Annotated in this window: 14 protein-coding genes and 1 pseudogene; 9 read left to right on the top strand and 6 right to left on the bottom strand. The window is 67.4% G+C overall.

What is annotated here, in order from left to right; all coding sequences use genetic code 11:
• Positions 1-1,002: 1,002 nt before the first annotated feature.
• Both GNX95_RS23800 and GNX95_RS23795 read left to right on the top strand, forming a co-directional pair.
• Positions 1,003-1,419: pseudogene (locus GNX95_RS23800) on the top strand (MFS transporter); the annotation flags it as partial.
• A 209-nt stretch (positions 1,420-1,628) separates the two neighbouring features.
• A complete protein-coding gene (locus GNX95_RS23795; RefSeq protein ID WP_163509593.1) occupies positions 1,629-3,113 on the top strand; it encodes a right-handed parallel beta-helix repeat-containing protein in 1,485 nt (494 codons plus the stop codon).
• On the opposite strand, the gene GNX95_RS23790 is transcribed toward GNX95_RS23795, so the two are convergent.
• On the bottom strand, positions 3,110-4,336 hold the full coding sequence (locus GNX95_RS23790; protein ID WP_163509592.1) for an MFS transporter: 1,227 nt from the start codon (positions 4,334-4,336) through the stop codon (positions 3,110-3,112). The genes GNX95_RS23795 and GNX95_RS23790 overlap by 4 nt on opposite strands.
• A gap of 99 nt (positions 4,337-4,435) precedes the next feature.
• Here GNX95_RS23790 and GNX95_RS23785 point away from each other — a divergent pair, with 99 nt between their 5' ends.
• Complete coding sequence (locus GNX95_RS23785) at positions 4,436-5,290, top strand: LysR family transcriptional regulator (RefSeq protein ID WP_163509591.1); 855 nt, start codon at positions 4,436-4,438, stop codon at positions 5,288-5,290.
• Here GNX95_RS23785 and GNX95_RS23780 read toward each other — a convergent pair.
• Genes GNX95_RS23780 through GNX95_RS23760 form a run of 5 tightly spaced genes read right to left on the bottom strand, consistent with a single transcriptional unit; the run spans position 5,209 to position 10,454 of the window.
• Positions 5,209-6,552 (bottom strand): FAD-dependent oxidoreductase, encoded by a 1,344-nt coding sequence (locus GNX95_RS23780; protein ID WP_163509590.1) that lies wholly within the window; start codon positions 6,550-6,552, stop codon positions 5,209-5,211. The genes GNX95_RS23785 and GNX95_RS23780 overlap by 82 nt on opposite strands.
• 20 nt (positions 6,553-6,572) lie before the next feature.
• Positions 6,573-7,166, bottom strand: a complete 594-nt coding sequence (locus tag GNX95_RS23775; RefSeq protein ID WP_222853842.1) for a GTP-binding protein — start codon at positions 7,164-7,166, stop codon at positions 6,573-6,575.
• A gap of 15 nt (positions 7,167-7,181) precedes the next feature.
• Positions 7,182-7,553, bottom strand: a complete 372-nt coding sequence (locus GNX95_RS23770; RefSeq protein ID WP_163509589.1) for a DUF742 domain-containing protein — start codon at positions 7,551-7,553, stop codon at positions 7,182-7,184.
• 4 nt (positions 7,554-7,557) lie between these two features.
• Positions 7,558-7,983 (bottom strand): roadblock/LC7 domain-containing protein, encoded by a 426-nt coding sequence (locus GNX95_RS23765; RefSeq protein WP_163509588.1) that lies wholly within the window; start codon positions 7,981-7,983, stop codon positions 7,558-7,560.
• Positions 7,984-8,006: 23 nt separating this feature from the next.
• The gene (locus GNX95_RS23760) at positions 8,007-10,454 is read right to left on the bottom strand and encodes a sensor histidine kinase (protein WP_163509587.1); all 2,448 of its coding nucleotides are present in this window, start codon (positions 10,452-10,454) and stop codon (positions 8,007-8,009) included.
• Positions 10,455-10,723: 269 nt separating this feature from the next.
• On the opposite strand from GNX95_RS23760, the gene GNX95_RS23755 reads away from it, so the two are divergent.
• From GNX95_RS23755 to GNX95_RS23735, 6 genes are all read left to right on the top strand, one after another.
• Positions 10,724-11,212, top strand: coding sequence for a hypothetical protein (locus GNX95_RS23755; RefSeq protein WP_163509586.1), 489 nt, complete (start codon positions 10,724-10,726; stop codon positions 11,210-11,212).
• A 131-nt stretch (positions 11,213-11,343) separates the two neighbouring features.
• On the top strand, positions 11,344-12,339 hold the full coding sequence (locus tag GNX95_RS23750) for an MDR family NADP-dependent oxidoreductase (protein ID WP_222853841.1): 996 nt from the start codon (positions 11,344-11,346) through the stop codon (positions 12,337-12,339).
• Positions 12,340-12,349: 10 nt separating this feature from the next.
• Positions 12,350-12,715 (top strand): MerR family transcriptional regulator, encoded by a 366-nt coding sequence (locus GNX95_RS23745; protein WP_163509585.1) that lies wholly within the window; start codon positions 12,350-12,352, stop codon positions 12,713-12,715.
• Between the two features lie 164 nt (positions 12,716-12,879).
• The gene (locus GNX95_RS44390; protein ID WP_425483917.1) at positions 12,880-12,960 is read left to right on the top strand and encodes a putative leader peptide; all 81 of its coding nucleotides are present in this window, start codon (positions 12,880-12,882) and stop codon (positions 12,958-12,960) included.
• Positions 12,961-13,118: 158 nt separating this feature from the next.
• A complete protein-coding gene (locus GNX95_RS23740; RefSeq protein WP_163509584.1) occupies positions 13,119-14,948 on the top strand; it encodes a hypothetical protein in 1,830 nt (609 codons plus the stop codon).
• A gap of 3 nt (positions 14,949-14,951) precedes the next feature.
• Positions 14,952-16,673, top strand: coding sequence for a hypothetical protein (locus tag GNX95_RS23735; protein WP_163509583.1), 1,722 nt, complete (start codon positions 14,952-14,954; stop codon positions 16,671-16,673).
• Positions 16,674-16,682: the final 9 nt, after the last annotated feature.

Below are 16,682 nucleotides of genomic sequence, written 5' to 3'. Positions count from 1 at the left end.
TCCGCGCTCAAGGTGTCGCAACGACGGTAGCTATTGCATTCCAACACGCGCGCTGCGATTTTGCGTTGAGGGCGACTGGCAAGTCCGAATCGCCACGGCGTCCCGGTAGATGGCGTGAAGGTCCAGTATGTGGGATCAGAAGGTATGTGGAGCGCTAAATGTCCGGCTTGCGAGGGTCGCAGATGGCATGAATGTCGAGTTACTAGCGCTGGACGCAAGAAACAAGGCTTTCACACCCGCGCGACCGCCAGGGGCTGTGACGGCTGTGACTACTGAGGCTAGTAATGCTGTTGTGGCTACTCGGCTGCACCAAATGTCTATTTTGATGTCTTGTTAGACAAGTATTACGCAGCCGAGCCGCATCACCTTCATTATCAGCCACAGCAGTCACACCAGCACCACTACGGACGCTGTGATGGCGTGCATGCCGACGGGTTGCTTCCCACACGGGACCTGGCTTGCTCGTTCTCCCCGTCGGCGGGCGCAGCCAACCACATTGTCGGAGGGGCCGCCGCCAAACAAACGCAACCACCCTCCCAAGCTCGGCGGCCCCTCCGACAATGTGGTTCCCTCCGGGCGCCGACGGGGAGAACGAGCAAGCCCAGAAAACCCAGCCCCGCCCACAACCGCCGCCCGCACCCCCATGCACACCGATTGGCATCCACGCGCCCCCTCCCTTGAGGTCGCCCTCCGCGCAGGAGCGCCCGCCGGGCAGGCGAAAAACCACCACCCACCCAACGCAACAAACATGAAGGCCCAACCACTCACCCAACGCAACAAACATGAAGACGTAACCACCTCCCCAACGCGACAAACATGAAGACCCAAACCACCTCCCAGCCCACCAAACACAAAACCCAACCATCTCCCAACGCGACAACCTGAGGACCACGCCCCCAACCACAACAACATGAAGACCCTGACCATCAGAGCCGCCACCCCTCGCCCCCGGCCACCACGACCCCGACGTTTCTTCGTGCGATGACTGGGTAGCCACCTGGAATGGCTGGTCAACAGACGATCGTGACCGATGTGCCGGCGCGGCTCGACCGGTTGCCGTGGTCGCGTTGGCATTGGACCGTTGTCATCGGGCTTGGCACGGTGTGGATTCTCGACGGTCTGGAGGTGACGATCGTCGGTGCGATCGGTGACCGGCTGACCGAGCCGGACTCCGGCCTCGTGCTCTCGCCGACGGCAGTTGGTTTCGCGGCGTCATGTTATGTCGTCGGCGCGGTGGCCGGTGCGCTTTTCTTCGGCTATCTCACCGATCGTATCGGCCGGAAAAAACTTTTCCTGCTCACCCTGGCAGTTTACCTGCTGGCCACCATCCTCACCGCGTTTTCCTTCAGCCCATGGTGGTTTTTCCTGATGCGCTTCCTCACCGGCGCCGGCATCGGTGGTGAGTATTCGGCGACCAACTGAACGGAACAGTGGACCACCCACCAACCCAACGCCACGACCCCGACACTCTCGGACCGGGGGCGCCTGTTCACGGCCGCCCCACGTCCAGAACCGCCTCGCTGACCGGCATCGGCCAGGGTTGGATGTGGCCGGTGCGGCCGGAGGCGTTCACCTGACACCTCTTTAGCGTTACAGTCTCGGTCGCCTCGATACGGAAGGCGGCGGACATGGCAATCCGGCACATCGTCACGGTTATCTGCGCTCTCCTGCTCAGCAGCCTCCCCGGCACGGTCGCAGCGGCGGACGCGGCCGCGCCGCCGGCGGAGATCTGCGGCAACGACAGTGTGCTCGGCGGCGGGCCGACCACTGCGCCGGATGGTGCGGTCGTGGTGCCGGCCGGCGACAACAGCGGCGTCGACTTTCGGTTGCCAGGCAAAACGTACTGGTTCGCCAGCGGCGTCCACACGCTCGGCGGCGACGAGTTCGACCAGGTGATCCCCGGCGACGGCAGTCATTTCGTCGGTGCGCCAGGAGCGGTCCTGGACGGCCAGCACGTCAACCGGTATGCCTTCACACAGCAGGCGACGAATGTCGTCATCGAATACCTGACCATCCAGAATTTTGGCAAGCCGGCCGGAAACAACAACGAAGGCGTGGTCAACCACGACGCGGCCAGCGGCTGGACGATCCGCTACAGCACGATACGCGACAACGCCGGTGCCGGCGTGATGCTGGGGTCCGGCGACAAGGTGAGCGACAACTGCCTGACCGCCAATGGGCAGTACGGATTCAGTGCGTACACACCGACCGGTCCGGCCAACATCGTCCTTGACCACAACGAAATCTCCTACAACAACACCGACGACTGGGAGAGCCGGATCGACGGCTGCGGCTGCACCGGCGGCGGCAAGTTCTGGAGCTCGGCGAATGTCACGGTGACCAACAACTACGTCCACCACAACAAAAGTGTCGGCATCTGGGCCGACAACAACAACCGCGGTTTTCTCATCGAAGGCAACTACATCGCCGACAACGACGACGCCGGCATCATGTACGAGACCAGCTACAACGCGGCGATCCGTAACAACACACTGATCCGCAACGCATTGGTCAGCGGCCCGCGCAACCCCGGATTTCCAACCGCCGCCTTGTACGTGTCCGAGTCCGGTGCCGACAGCCGCGTCGACACTGCCTACAACACCACCCTCGACATCTCCGGAAACCAGTTCGTCGACAACTGGAGCGGTGTCGTGCTGTGGGAGAACGCCGACCGGTTCTGCGGTTCGCCGGCCAACACCAGCACCGGAGAATGTACGCTGGTCAACCCGTCGGTGGTGACCGCGGACAGCTGCAACGCCACCAACATCGCCAACAGTCCCTACTTCGGCGACTGCCGGTGGAAGACGCAGAACGTCAAGGTCCACGACAACCTTTTCCAGCTGACCGCGGCAAATGCCGGCTCTGCCTGCACGCCAGACAACGGTTGCGGCTTCAACGCACTGATGTCCAACTACGGCACTTATCCCGACTGGTCGCCATATCGCGGCACGACCGTGCAGGACGCGATCACCTACCACCAGGGAAACGTGTTCAGCGCCAACACCTATCGCGGTCCGTGGCGGTTCCTGCCATACGATCAAAGCAATATCGTCAGCTTCGCCGAATGGCAGGCGGCACCGTACGGCCAGGACGCCGGAAGCACGCTCAGCTAGCGCGAGCGGCTATTCAAGACGGTCATCACGACCACCAGAATGCTCGCGCCGACGAGTACGACGGCCAGGCTGTGCAGGCTGGCGTCGGTGGCCCTGTCGCGATAGGTGACGCTGATCAGGCTCGCCGCGCCGATCGCGCCCAGATACATGAACGTACGCAGCAAACCGGCGGCCGTGCCGGTGTCGGCGGCCGGCGCCTGAGCATACATGGCAGCCTGGTTGGCGACCACCATCATCGCGTTCTGTACGCCGAAGATGACACTGATGACAACGAAAACCCACACCGGTGTGGAGGTGGTGAGCATCAGCAGCGCCGCCGAGCCGACGGTGAGAAGCACGGCGCCGATCAGCAGCGGCAACCAGATCGCGCGGTGACGCGAGACGATCGCCGAAACCACTGCTGCGACAACGAAAGACGGCATGAGGACCAGACCTGCGGCTGACGCGCTCAGGCCTGCCGACTGTTCCAACCACTGCGTCCATCCGTAGACAAAGCTGTACGTGACAAGGAAAGTCAGCGCGTAACGCAGATACGTCGCGACCAGCGCACGATTCCCGACGAGCATGCGGGTGAGTCCGGTCACGAAGTGCAGCGCTCCGGCAGACGACTCAACGGTAGGTTTTTCGTCCGTAGGCAGCCAAAGCAACGCCAGCGCAGCGCCGATCAGTGCCAGCGGAATGTTCACCAGGAAGATCGACCGCCAGCCACCGGCCGCGATGAGCAGGCCGCCGAGTGGCGGTCCGACAGCCATCGTCACCTGACCGGCGACGGCCAGCGCACCGAGCACGCCGCCCGGCGCCGACTGGTGCAGCCGCTCAGACTGCTGGCGCACCATCGTGATGGCCACCGGATACGCCGCCGACGTCCCCAGGCCGATGATCACTCGCGCAAGGACGACCCAGCCGAAGGCGTTGGCCAGAAAGCCGATCAGGCCACCGGCGGCGACCAGCGCCAACCCCGCCAGGTAGACGCGGCGCGGGCCGACGCGGTCGGCGAGCTTGCCCATCGTCGGCTGGCCGACGGCGGTTGCCAGATACAGCGCGGAAACCAGCCACGCCGTACGGTCGGCGCCGACGCCGAAGGCCTGTCCGATGGCCACGAGCGCGACCGCGATGATCGAGGAATTGATCGGATTGAGCACCGATCCGGTGCAGATGGCGACGACGAACCGCCGGCCGAAGCCGACGCTCACCGGGTTGACAGCGGGAAGAACGCGGGTCATGAAATCCCATCTCGAGTTGTCTTTCCGTCACCGGAAAGTCTTGCCCGCGCGGCGGCCGATGCCCAATACCGATGTGGGAAGATGAGTTACCCTGCGGGTATGTCGGTCGACATCCGGTTGATGCGTTACGTGGTCGCGATCGCCGAGGAAGGCAGCTTCCAGCGAGCGGCGGCCCGGCTGCACATGGCCCAGCCACCACTCAGCCGGCAGATCGCCGAATTGGAGCGTGAGCTCGGCGTACGGCTCTTCGAGCGCCGGCCCACCCGGCTCACCGCCGCCGGCACCACTTTCGTCGACTCCGCAAGGAAAATCCTCGACGACGTCGACCGGGCGGTCGCCCGTACGACCGCCACCGCGGCAACCGTCCGGCTCGGCTACGTCGTCAGCGCCGCGTACGACGTGCTGCCGCGGCTGCTCGCCGTCACGGCTGCGCAGTCGATACGCGTGGAAAGCAGCGAGGAGTCCGCCGACCTCGCGGGCGGCCTGCGCGACGGCCGCTTCGATCTGGCGCTTTCCCGCAGCATCCCGGAAGACGACGACTTCCGGCGGCTGACGGTCAGCCGCGAGCCGTTCGTCGCCGTCGTCGGCCGTACGCATCCGCTCGCCGGCCGTTCCGAGGTGTCCGTTGGCGACCTGCGCGGCAGCCGGCTGTTGCTCTCCGACCACCACCAGCCGGCCTATCGCGACGCGGTTTTACGAGTCGTGGCAGGGATAGTCGACGACGTTCAGAACAGCCAGATCGGCGGCTGGCGACACACCGACGACCTGCTCGACGGCCGCACGGTCACCATCGTGCCGCGTACGCTCGGCGACAACCCACCCTCCGCCGGCGTGACGCTGTCGCTGACAGAGCGGCCACCGGCGCCAGACCTTCAGCTGGTCTGGCTGCCACCGGCGTCCGCGGCCGCGACGCGGGTCATCGACCTGGCCGCGCGCCACACCTTGAGGAGATGACCGGGCGACACCATCGCGGTGGCCGGTTTCTCCATGTTGGCCACCTCCAGAAAGGTCCGGCCGAGCGCCGGATCGACGCTGCTGGCCAGCCGATAGCGGTCGAGATAGCGGTTGAGCATCCTGTCGGCGTAGCTGCGTTGTCCTTCCACCTCGGGAAAACGCCGGTCGCCGCCGACCGCGAGATCCCACGCGGGATCGATCGCTTTCGCGGCCTGCGGATAAAAACGTGCCGGCAGGCCGGCCGTCCCGGCGCGGGCGAGATCGCGCAGGATCAGCGCCTCGATCGCGCCGCAGGTCATTCCCTGGCCATAGGTCGGATTGAAGCTGCAGTTGGCGTCGCCGGTCACCACGAAACCCTCCAGATGACGGCGCTGCCGCTCGAAATGCCGGCGTACGCTGGACGGATATCGCATCAGCACGGCGTCGTCCAGCGGGGTCGCCTCGGCCATCAGCCGCGCCACCTGCGGCACCGGCAGCGACCTCGCGAAGGCCCGCATCTCCTGCTCGTCGGTCGTCGGATTGTGGCCGAACAGGCCGAAAAGCACCAGCTCCCACCGGTTGTCCTCGACGCGTACGACGCCGGCGCCGCGCGGCTTTCCCGGATACGGCACGCAAAGCAGGCCGTTGCGGCCACCGAGGTGGTGCGCCTCCCATTGATAGTGCCGCGTCACGTAGACGACGTTGACGGTGATCTCGGTGCTGTCCGGAGCCGGGAATCCGAGGCCGGTCAACCATTTCACCGCCTGCGAACCGCGACCGGAGGCGTCCACGACGAGATCGGCGTCAAGCGCGGCACCCGAGTCGACGAACACCCCGGTCGCCGCCGTCCGGTCCTGGTCGGTCTGCAGACCGGTCGCCGTCGCCTGGCGGATCACCACATTGGGCGCCGCCTCCACCCGCCGGCGCAGGTGAAACTCCAGCAGCGCGCGGCTGACGCCGATCAACGTCAGACCGGACGGCCTGGAGGCGACCGGGTGGCCGTCCAGATAGTACGTGGAATCCACCTGCGGGTCGTTGCGCAATGCGCCGGAGGCGACCAGCTCGTCGGTGAATCCAGGAAAAAAGCCGTCCAGGATGGTGGCGCCGCGAGAGAGCAGCACATGCAGCTGGTTGCTTTGCGGCACGCCTCGGCGCGGCTTCGGCTCGGCCGGCAGGTCGTGCCGCTCCAGCACGACCACCTCGGAAAACGTCTCGCTCAGCGCGCGAGCCGCCAACAGGCCGGCCACGCTCGCGCCAATGACGACCGCACGACGCACACTCATGACTGCCAACCCTCCGAAAGTCAGCCGGTCGCAACCGACGCGGTGGCCAGCGCGTGCCGCACCAGCTCGATCAGCGCGGCCAGGCTGGAGGCCCGGTCACGCGCGTCGCACATCACGATCGGCACCGCCGGACCGAGCGTCAGCGCCTCGCGGATCTGCTCGACCGGATACGCCGTCTGGTCGCCCTCGAAGCGGTTGACCGCCACGATGAACGGAATCTGCCGCTGCTCGAAATAGTCGACCGCGGAGAAACTGATGTGCAGCCGCCTGGTGTCGACCAGGACGACCGCGCCGACCGCACCGCGGGACAGCTCGTCCCACATGAACCAGAAACGTTCCTGGCCCGGCGTGCCAAACAGGTAGAGCACGATGGTCGGGCTCATCGGCGTACGCGGATTGATCGTGATACGGCCGAAGTCCAGCGTCACGGTCGTGCTCCGCTTGGCCTCGACGCCTTTCAGGTCGTCGACGCCGAGGCTGGCCTCGGTGAGGATCTCCTCGGTCTTCAGCGGCTGGATCTCGCTGACCGAGCCGACCAGCGTCGTCTTGCCGGTGCCGAAGCCGCCGGCCACCACGATCTTGACCGACTGCGGTTCCGGTGTTTCAGCCGCCACCTATGTCCTCCTGAGTCACAGTGCGCGCAGTCCGTCGAGAATTTGCAGCAGCACTTTCCGCTCCGGTCCGGTGTCCCGCATCCGGGCGCCGGTCACCACGATGCCGCGGTCGAGCAGGTCGCTCAGCATCACGCGTACGGCCAGCATCGGCAGCCGCACCTTGGCGGCGATCTCGGCCACCGACTGCCACTGCCGGCACAGGTCGACGATCTTGATCTGCTCCGGCTCGAGCCGAGTGCGGTCGACGTCGATCCGGGTGACGATCACCTGGGTCGACACGTCCAGGTCGTGAGTTGGTTTCGCACGTCCGCCGGTCAGCGCGTACGGCCGGACCGTGCCGTCTGTGCCGTCGGAGTCGTCGGCGTAGTACCACTCCTCGTCGGCCATCGACCTAGGACCTCATGCCGCCGTCCATGCCGACCGCCGCCGGATTGCGTACCGCGGTGGAGAGGTGCTGGCCGACCTTCTTCACCAACCGGTTCATCTCGTATCCGACCAGCCCGAGGTCGACCTCGCCGTCGGCGATCACCGCGAGCCGCGCGTTGGCACCGGCCGCCGTGACGACCAGATATTGCTGCGCCATCTCGACGAAGGTCTGGCGCACTGGACCGCCGCTGAACCGGTCGCTGACCGCGGAGGTGACACTGGACAGCGACGACGCCAGCGCGGCCAGCGCGTCGGCCTCGTCCTTGCTGATGTTGGCCGACTTCTGGATCACCAGGCCGTCGGTGGACAGGACGACGGCGTATTTCGCTCCGGTCGCACCGACGAGATCATCGAGCATCCAATCCACGTTGGTGGACTTGTTCGTGTTCATGCGGGCTTCCCTGTCTGCGGTGTTCATGACTCGCGGCCCTTGCGAGTGCCCTCCTGCAGGCTCGACAGCGACCGCCGGATGTCCTCCGACGACCTGGTGTCGGCCTCCGACCAACCGTCCGACTCCGGCCCGGCGTCCGCCGGCGGTCCGTCGCGCAGCTCCGGCGCGAGGCTCTGGCCGCGCTCACGCACCGGCAGCCTCGGCATGGCCGGCCGCTGCTCCGGCGCCAACGGCGTGACCACCGGTCGCGGCGAGGGACGCTGCGCGCTGTTCGCGGCGTGGCGGCCGGACATGGCCGACTGCGTCATCACCAACGGCGCCGCGTAGCGCGGATCCGAGTTGTCCGGCGCGGTCTCGCCGAGCCGCTTCGGCAGCGGCAGACCCGGCATCGGCGCGTTTGGCTCGGAGACTCCGTCGGCGTCCGGCCACGCCTGCACCGGCGCCGGCACCTCTCCCGGCAGTTCGGCCGGCTCGTCTTGGCGGCGGGCCGCCGGCAGCTCCGGTGGCGCGGCACGTTCGGAGGTCTCCACGAACAGCTCGCGCGGCAGCAGGACGATCGCGCGTACGCCGCCGTATGGCGAGTCGCGCAGGTGTACGCGCCCGTCCAGCGCACCGGCCAGGCTGGCGATGACCCAGAAGCCGAGCTGCGAGGCGTCGCCGAGGTCGCGCACGCTGAACGTCGGCGGCTCGCCGAGCAGCTTGTTGAACCTGGCCAGGTCCTGCGGCGACATGCCGAAGCCCTGGTCCTCGATCTCGACGACCACACCCTGGTCGACCCGGAAGCTGCGCACCTGCACGATGGTGCCCGGCGAGGAGAACTGCAGGGCATTGTCGAGCAGGTCCGCGATCATGTGGATGACCTCGGCGACGGCGTTCTGGTTGAGGTCGAGCGCGTCCGGCACCACCTCCACCTTGACCCGCTTGAAGTGCTTGGTCTCGCCGGCAGCGGCGCGTACGACGTTGCGCAACGGCACCGGGTCGCGCCACCGCCGGCCCGGCCGCTCGCCGCCGAGGATGACCAGGTTTTCCACGTTGCGCTGCAGCATCGCGGCCAGGTGGTCCAGCGCGTACAGCTGCTGCAGCCGGTCGGGGTCCTTTTCCTCGTTTTGCAACGCCTTGAGCTGGTCGAGCAGCTGCCGCTGCGGTCCCTGCAGCCGCCGCGCGATGCCGACCAGCAGCTTCTGCGTGCCCTCGCGGCCGTCCGCCTCGCGTACCGCCGCGCCGACCGCCGCGACCTGCGCCTGGCCGATCGCGTCGGCCACCTGGCCGATCTCGTCCTCGCCGAAACCGGTCAGGCCGAGCATCTCCGGCCTGGTGTCCCTGGACTCGTTCTCGCGTACCCGCCGCAGCACGTCCGGCAGGCCGCCGACCAGCGCCAGCGACCGGTCACGCAGGCTGCCGAGCCGGGCCGCCAGCGCGGTCGACTGGCGCAGCGACCACACGAACACCGCGATGGCCAGCACGAGGGCCAGCAGGCTGCCCAGGCCGGCCGACAGCAGCTGTCCGTTTCCGCTGTTGAGGGCCTCCAGTGACACGATGTCGGCCTGCTGCTTGGCCAGCGCGATCAGGCCGTCGGACACCGTGGTGGCCAGCAGGTTCCAGCTGGATTCGCCGACCGGCAGGCCGGACGGCACGCCTTCGGTCCACGGGCCCTTCGCCAGCAGCGCGTTCTCCGCGGTGACCAGCTTCTTCCACGCCTCGCTGGCGACCAGCGTGCGTACGCCGGCCTGCACGTCCGGCACCACGTTGAGCTGCTCGAGCTGGAGCTGGGAGTGGTACGCGCCGACCAGCTGGGCGAAGGAGTTGAAGTCGGCCGCGTCGAACTTGCCGGCCGCGAACGCGGTGGCCGCGCGCGATCCGGCGCGGGACATCAGGTCACCGAGCCGGAACAGGTTGGTCGCGGCGATGCCGCCCTGCGTCGCGGTCACGTCCGGCACCGTGCGGGCCTGCGTGTTGAACAGCCGGATCGCCGCGTCCAGCAGGTCGTTGTAGAAGGCGAACACCCCGGCCGCGCTGATCGTGCCGGCGTTGACCTGGTTGCGTACGCCGGCCAGCCGGTCCAGGTAGACGGTGAGGTCGGCCATCCGGTCCTTGATGTCCTGCGGCGCCTGCGCCAGCGCGGCCGTCGCGCGCGACCTCATCAGGTCGAGCCGCTGGTCGCTGACCTGGCGTTGCGCGTCGAGCTGCTGGCGGCTCTGCGACGGCTCGGTGAGCAGCGCCATGCTGAGCCGGCGCTCCTTCTCGATCGAGGTCAGGCCGTCGACCGCCGGGATGGAGACCTGCCGCACGCTGACCGCGACCTGCCGGACGTAGAAACCCTGGAAACTCAGGAAACCGCCGCCGACCAGCACGATCAGCGCCAGCAGCACGCTCGGCACCAGCACCATCCGGCGGATGCGCCACTTGATCGACGGGCTGCGCCGCTTCCTGGTCTTGGTACGTCGCGGGAGATCAACACGCTGCTTACTCATCGCGCTCCATGAGATGCGCCGGCACGGCCAGAACTGGACAACGGGGTGGACGTAGCAGTCAGCTGACTTCCGTGAAACCCCTCCAAGGCAGCCAATATACCTACCCGCATCCGACGTACCGCACGTGGCCGGCAGCTTACTCCTGGCCGGAAACGGCGATGTGCGACCCCGAAGTTTTCCGTCCGGTGGTTGACAACCTGACCACTTGACCGCTAAATGGCGCCGCTCGCGCTCCCCTGAAGCAGATCTGACACCGCGCCGGGACGGCGGTGAAGCAGGTCGCTGACAGCGTCGACGGCGGTTGTCACGGCGGTGACAACGACGATTCCGTTCGCGGCGGCCGCGGTCGCCGCGCGTACGAAGGGAAGAACTGGATGCCGAACAAACGATGGCTGGCCGTGCTGGCCGCCGTTGCCGGGGTGGCGCTGGCGGTGCCGACCGCCGCCTCGGCCAGCGTCACGGCCGCGTCACGGCCGGGTTACCCCTGCCAGCTCTATCATTTCTGTGCCTGGGACCAGACCGGTCCCAATCCGGCAACGCTGCTTTTCGACATCTCCGGGACCATCCCGTGCGGACAGCTCTTCGAGTTGGGTGCCGGCATCAGAAACCGGATGGGCTCGATCAACAACATGACCAGCGGGACCTGGGAGTTGAAGGACGGCGCGAAGGTCGTGTTCACCGCCGACGAGAACGCGTGGGGAAACCTGCCGGCGGCCGCGCAGAACAACGTCGACAACATGCGGTTCGTCTGCACCTGACCCGATCGGCGTGGCCCGGGCGGGTTTCCCGTCCGGGCCATCGTCGTGACGTGCGGTGTTGCCTTTGACGCGGACGTCAGGGGTTAGCGTGGCGCGCCTGACTCCGTCACCTACCCAAGGGAAGCGTTATCGTGTCGTCCAAAGAAATCCGGCTCGTGTCGGTGCCAGACGGCCTGCCACGGCTGGAAAACTTCGCCGTCGTCGAGGTGCCGACACCGGCCGCCGGACCCGGCCAGGTTCTGGTACGCAATCTTTTCTTCCAGGTTTCCGCGCGGTTGCGTCCGTTGCTGTCAGGGGCGACCGAAGGCACCCCGCTGCCGTCCGTACGGCCAGGAGACTCGTTGCCGTCGGCGACGGTCGGTGAGGTCGTCACGGCGCCCGGCGGAAGCGGCCTGGCGGCCGGCGACCTGGTCTCGCACTGGTCCGGCTGGCGCGAGTACGCCGCCGTACCGGCCGGGGCCTGCACGCCGCTGGGCAAGGTCTTCGACGATCCGGTCGTCCATCTCGGCTCCGGGTGGACGGCCTATCTGGCGCTGACCCAGTGTGCCGACCTGCGGCCGGGCGAGACCGTACTCGTCACCGGCGGCACCGGTGGTGTCGGCTCGCTGGCCGCGCAGATCGCTCGCCAGCTCGGTGCGGCGCGGGTGATCGGTACGACCGGATCGCCGGCCAAGGCGGACCGGATGGTGTCCGAACTCGGCTATGACGTGGCAGTCGTACGCGGTCAGCGGTCCATCGCCGATGCGGCGCCCGACGGCATCGACGTGGTCGTGGACAACGTCGGCGGCGACGAGCTGCGTGCCGCGGTCGCCGCCGCCCGCACGGGAGCGCGTGTGAGCCTGGTCGGCACGTTGGCCAGCCAGCTCTCGCCGGCCGGCGACGGCGCCACCGCGCCGGTCGAGCTGGACACCTTTTCGCTCATCCTCAAAGGAATCAGCATCCGCGGTGTCGGCAGGGTCGACGATCCGGCGATCCGGTCGCAATGGCAGGACCGGTTCGGCGGTTGGCTGGCCGGCGGGCACGTCGTATTTCCGCACGTACGGGTGCCGGGTATCGAAAGCGCGCCGCGAGCGTTGCAGGAAGTGATGAGCGGCAAGCACATCGGGACTGTCGTCGTGGAGTTGTGAGGAGTGACCGGTGAGAATTGGTGACGCGGCCGCGGCCGCCGGCACGACGCCGCGCGCGCTGCGTTTCTACGAGCAACGCGGACTGCTGCCACCACCTCGCCGGACCCCGGCCGGCCAACGCGAATACGGCGTCGACGACATCGCGCGCGTACGTGTCATCCGCGAGCTGCTGGCCTTTGGTCTCACCGTCGACGACCTCGCAGCGCGCGCCGACCGCCTGCGATTGCTGGAGCCCGGCGAAATGCCGCGCTATGGCGAAGGCGTGTGTGCGCGCACGAGCGGGGTCGTCGAACGCCGGCTCGCCGTTATCGACGCGGAAATCCGGCGGCTGACCGAGCTGCGCGACCGGCTGGCCAGCCAAACGGTGCGCCGCTGATGACTCGGATCAAGAGATATTTATTCCTCTGGACCCGAGATATCGTTGCTGAGCAGCGGAAATCCGACCCGGTCGGGGTACGAGCGGAAAAAGTTCCCGAATGGTGGGCGTTTTAGACCACCTTGACTTGACATTGTCGTGTACTGGTCTGAATACTCCTCCGCGTGGAATGGCGACTTCTTCTGGTCGCTCGCCGGTACGTCGATCTTGTCCGGCAGGCGAGCAGCGTCTGTCCGCGCTCATAAGAGCGTCGCGGCGCTGATTCTCTTCGCGGTCCCGGTCAACCGGCGACCGGCTTCCTGATTTTTTTCCCGCCACAACCGGTGTGTTCGTACGGACCGGTCGGTGCCGCGTGCCCAAACCACACTCCTCTCTCTCCCCTTTTCCCAGCAAGGAGTGGCAGATGCCCCTGCCCGGAAAATCCCGCCGACGAAGGCCGGCCGCACTGGTGGCAGCCTTCGGCCTGGCGGCGGCGGCGCTGGTGTTGCCAGGCCAGCAGGCCGCGAGCGCCGGTGTCGAACAGCTCGTGTCGAGCCTGACCGGCGCGGACGGAAAGCTCTACACCGCGACCAACCATCTCGACCGGCAACTGGCCAGCACCGCGGCGACCGGAAAACGCAAGGAATGGCTGGTCGTCTGGGCCGGCGACGAGAACATCGCCGACACCGCGGTGAAAACCGGCAAGAGCCTGCCCGGCGGCCTGTCGGTGGACCTCGGTTCGCTCGGCAAGACGGTCACCGATGCGTTGCCTGGCCCCGATTTCCTTGCCGTCATCGACGCGACGAAAGGCTCGCCGACCTACGGCAAGGTGGTCAACACCGTCACCGTCGGTCCGCTGGTGGAAAACGAGCCACACCACGTGCAGTACATCTGGCACAAGGGTGACAAGATCTACGCCGGTGGACTTTTCAGTGCCGCGACTTACGTTTTCGACGTGAAGAAGCTGCCAGAGGTGAGCCTGAGCGGCATCAGCCTGCCGACCCAGACGCTCGGCGGCTCGGTGCCGGACGCGTACTGGGTGCTCAAGGACGGCACCGCCTACGGCACCTACATGGGTGGTCCGGTGGTCCCCGGTCCGTACGTCTATCCCAACGGCAAGACGGTGATCGGCAACGGGTTCGCCGGTTCTCCCGGTGAGCTGGTGCATTTCGACCAGCACGGCAAGGTGCTCGGACAGGCGCCGGCGGCGACCGGGAAGGCCGAGGACGCCAGCCAGTGCCTCGACCTGCCGACGACCGTGACGCCGACCTGCGCCAACCCGCACGGCATCCAGGTGCGCGAAGACCTGGACCGGTTGATCACCAGCGATTACGCCGAACCGCGCAACATCATCCTGGATCCGGTAAAGGCGCCGTCGCCTTATCTGCGGCGTCCGACCGTACGGATCTGGGACATCAAGGACCGCGCGCATCCGAAGGTCGTGTCGGTGAACTACCTGCCGAAAGGTCCGCGGTCCAACCCGGATGATCCACTGCGCAACGAAAACCGCGCGGTGATGGAGACCACGGTCACCAACCTGCCCAACCACAAGGGGGCCTTCGCGGAGACCATGTCCGGCGGTGCGATCTTCTACACACCGGACATCACCGCGGCGAATCCGAAGTGGCGTGAGGTGTTCGACGACACCACCGCCGCGGCGGCGCTGGGATCGTCGCAGTTCCCGGCCGGCAACGACGGTGGCGGTTGGCTGCAGACCAGCCTGGACGACAAATACCTCTACCACGCGGTGATCGGCCGACCGGCCGGCATCTACGGTCCGAGCGATCCCGGTTCGCCCGGCTACGTCGTGTCGCTGAACATCGAGAAACTCCTTGCCTCCGGCGAAAACCCGAAGGTCAGCATCGACACGGCCGACGAGATCACCGGCGGCGGCGACGAGCCGGACGCGCCGACGATCGCCGGCATCCAGAAGATCGACGGCGGGCCGCACTGGGGCACGCTCGACAACTTCGTGCTGGGCGGCGACGGTCTTTACCACGAGACCAAGCAGACCACCCGGATCGCCACGTCGAACTATTTCGTCGCGCGCACCGGGATCGACGGCAACCACAAGGTCTGCATCGTCGACTCCAACCCGAAAACCGGTGCGCTGTCACTGGACACCACGTTCCGGGACGAGAACGAGGGCACGCCGTGCGTGGACTTCAACCGGCAGTCGTGGCCACACGGCAAGCTCGGCAACGCCAAACCGCACTCCGAGCTGTTCGTCGTCGCGGATGAGGATGTCGCGTAACAGATGATCACCGAAATGGCGCACGCCGGCGGCACCGACGCCGGCGAGCTCACCCTGGCCGCGATCGGCCGCGTGCTGTTGATCCTCAGCACCGCCACGGTGGCCGGTGGCGCACTGGTGCGTCCACTGGCCGGTCCGCCGTCCACCGTTGCGAGGTGGATCGGTTGGGCCGCGGCCGGGGTGGCTGCGCTGACCTGCCTCACGACGACCGGCGACGGCGTGCCGATGCCGGTCGTCGCGGCGCAGGTCGCCGTCACGTTGGTGGTCGCGGCGTTGCCGGCAACCGAAAACCTGTCGCGGTTCAGCGTCGCCGGCGGCGCGGTCCTGGCCGTGCTCGTCGCGGTCGAAGCGGTCATCGACTCCACCGGTGCGGTGGCGTGGGTCGGGTTCGTCCACGTCACCGCGCTGGCGGTCTGGCTCGGCGCGGCGGTCGCGTTGTGGACCGCCGGCGACCGGGCCGTGACGGCACCACGGACCGGCGTCATCTCGTACGCGGCTGCCGCCGTCGTGCTCGTCAGCGCGGTTGTTTTGGCAGCGCTGCAGGGATTGGCCTTCGACGAGCGGCTGTGGCTGACACCGTACGGACTGGTGACCGTCATCGAAACGATCGCGGTGATCGCCGGCGTGGCCATCCAGGCGCGCCGAGTGCCGCTGGCGACCTTCCAGGCCGCCGGCGTCGCGGTTGCGCTCGCGGCCTGGTCGAGCCTGGCCGCGTTCCCGCCACCGGATCCACTGCCGACTCCCGGAACACCGTTGCTGCGTCAGCTGAACCTGGCCGGCGCACGCACACCGGTGCTGGTCACGCCGAGCCGGCCGGGACTCAACCTCGTGCACATCGGTGGCGCCAATGCCAACGACGTGTCGGTTGCAGTCGACGGTGGCGCACCCGTACGCGCAGGTGCACAGCCGGGTGCGGCCGGCGGCTGGGCGGTGGTCACGTTGCCGCCCGGCCGCAGCACTTTGACCATCTCACACGAAAACAGCAGCGCTTCCGTCCGCGCGGACACGGGCGCGGCTGGCCGTACGGTCGCCGGCGCGATCGGACCGGACGCCGCCGAGTGCGCGAGCGCGGCGCTCGGATCCGTTGTGGCCGGTCGAAACACGCCACTGACCAGTTGCCCGAGCGATCGCCTGTCGGCCGCCGACGACGCGTCTTTGCGATCGTTGTTGACATTCCTGGCCGCGCGGAAGGTGCCAGCCATCACCGTGCTGTCGGACCTGTCGCCACGGTCGCAGGCGGCGGCCGCACTCGTACGCACCACCGCGGCCGCGCTGCACCTGCCGGTTTCGGCGGAGAAAAAGGGAAACCGGCCAGGTGCCCTGGTCGTCGTCTCCGGCTGGACGCCGGCGGCGGAAAAGCTGAAGGTGACCGGCACGGCGTACACGGCCGGCGTCTGGTTGGCGCCGTGGCTGCTGTCGGCGCCGGTGCTCAGCAACAACGCCGGGTCGATCCTGCCGCTGCGGTTCAACCCGCACGAGACCGGGCCCGGCCAGTACGCGGCAGCGGTCGCGCGCGGTTTCGGCTCTGACTATCCGACCGCGTCGGGTTATCTTGGCTGGCTGGGAAAACCGCTGGCCGCGCCGACGCAGCTCTACGCGGCATCGCCGGTCGGCTTCCTGCCGGCCGAGTTCGAGATGCATCACGAAGGTGCCGCGCTCGGCTGGCTGCCGGACGGCACGGTCGTACCGATCACCGGGTCTTTGCCGGATCCGGCGACATCATAGGAGGTTTGA

This window comes from Fodinicola acaciae, from assembly GCF_010993745.1.
Taxonomy (GTDB): domain Bacteria; phylum Actinomycetota; class Actinomycetes; order Mycobacteriales; family HKI-0501; genus Fodinicola; species Fodinicola acaciae.
This window is presented reverse-complemented; position numbering and strand designations above follow the sequence as displayed.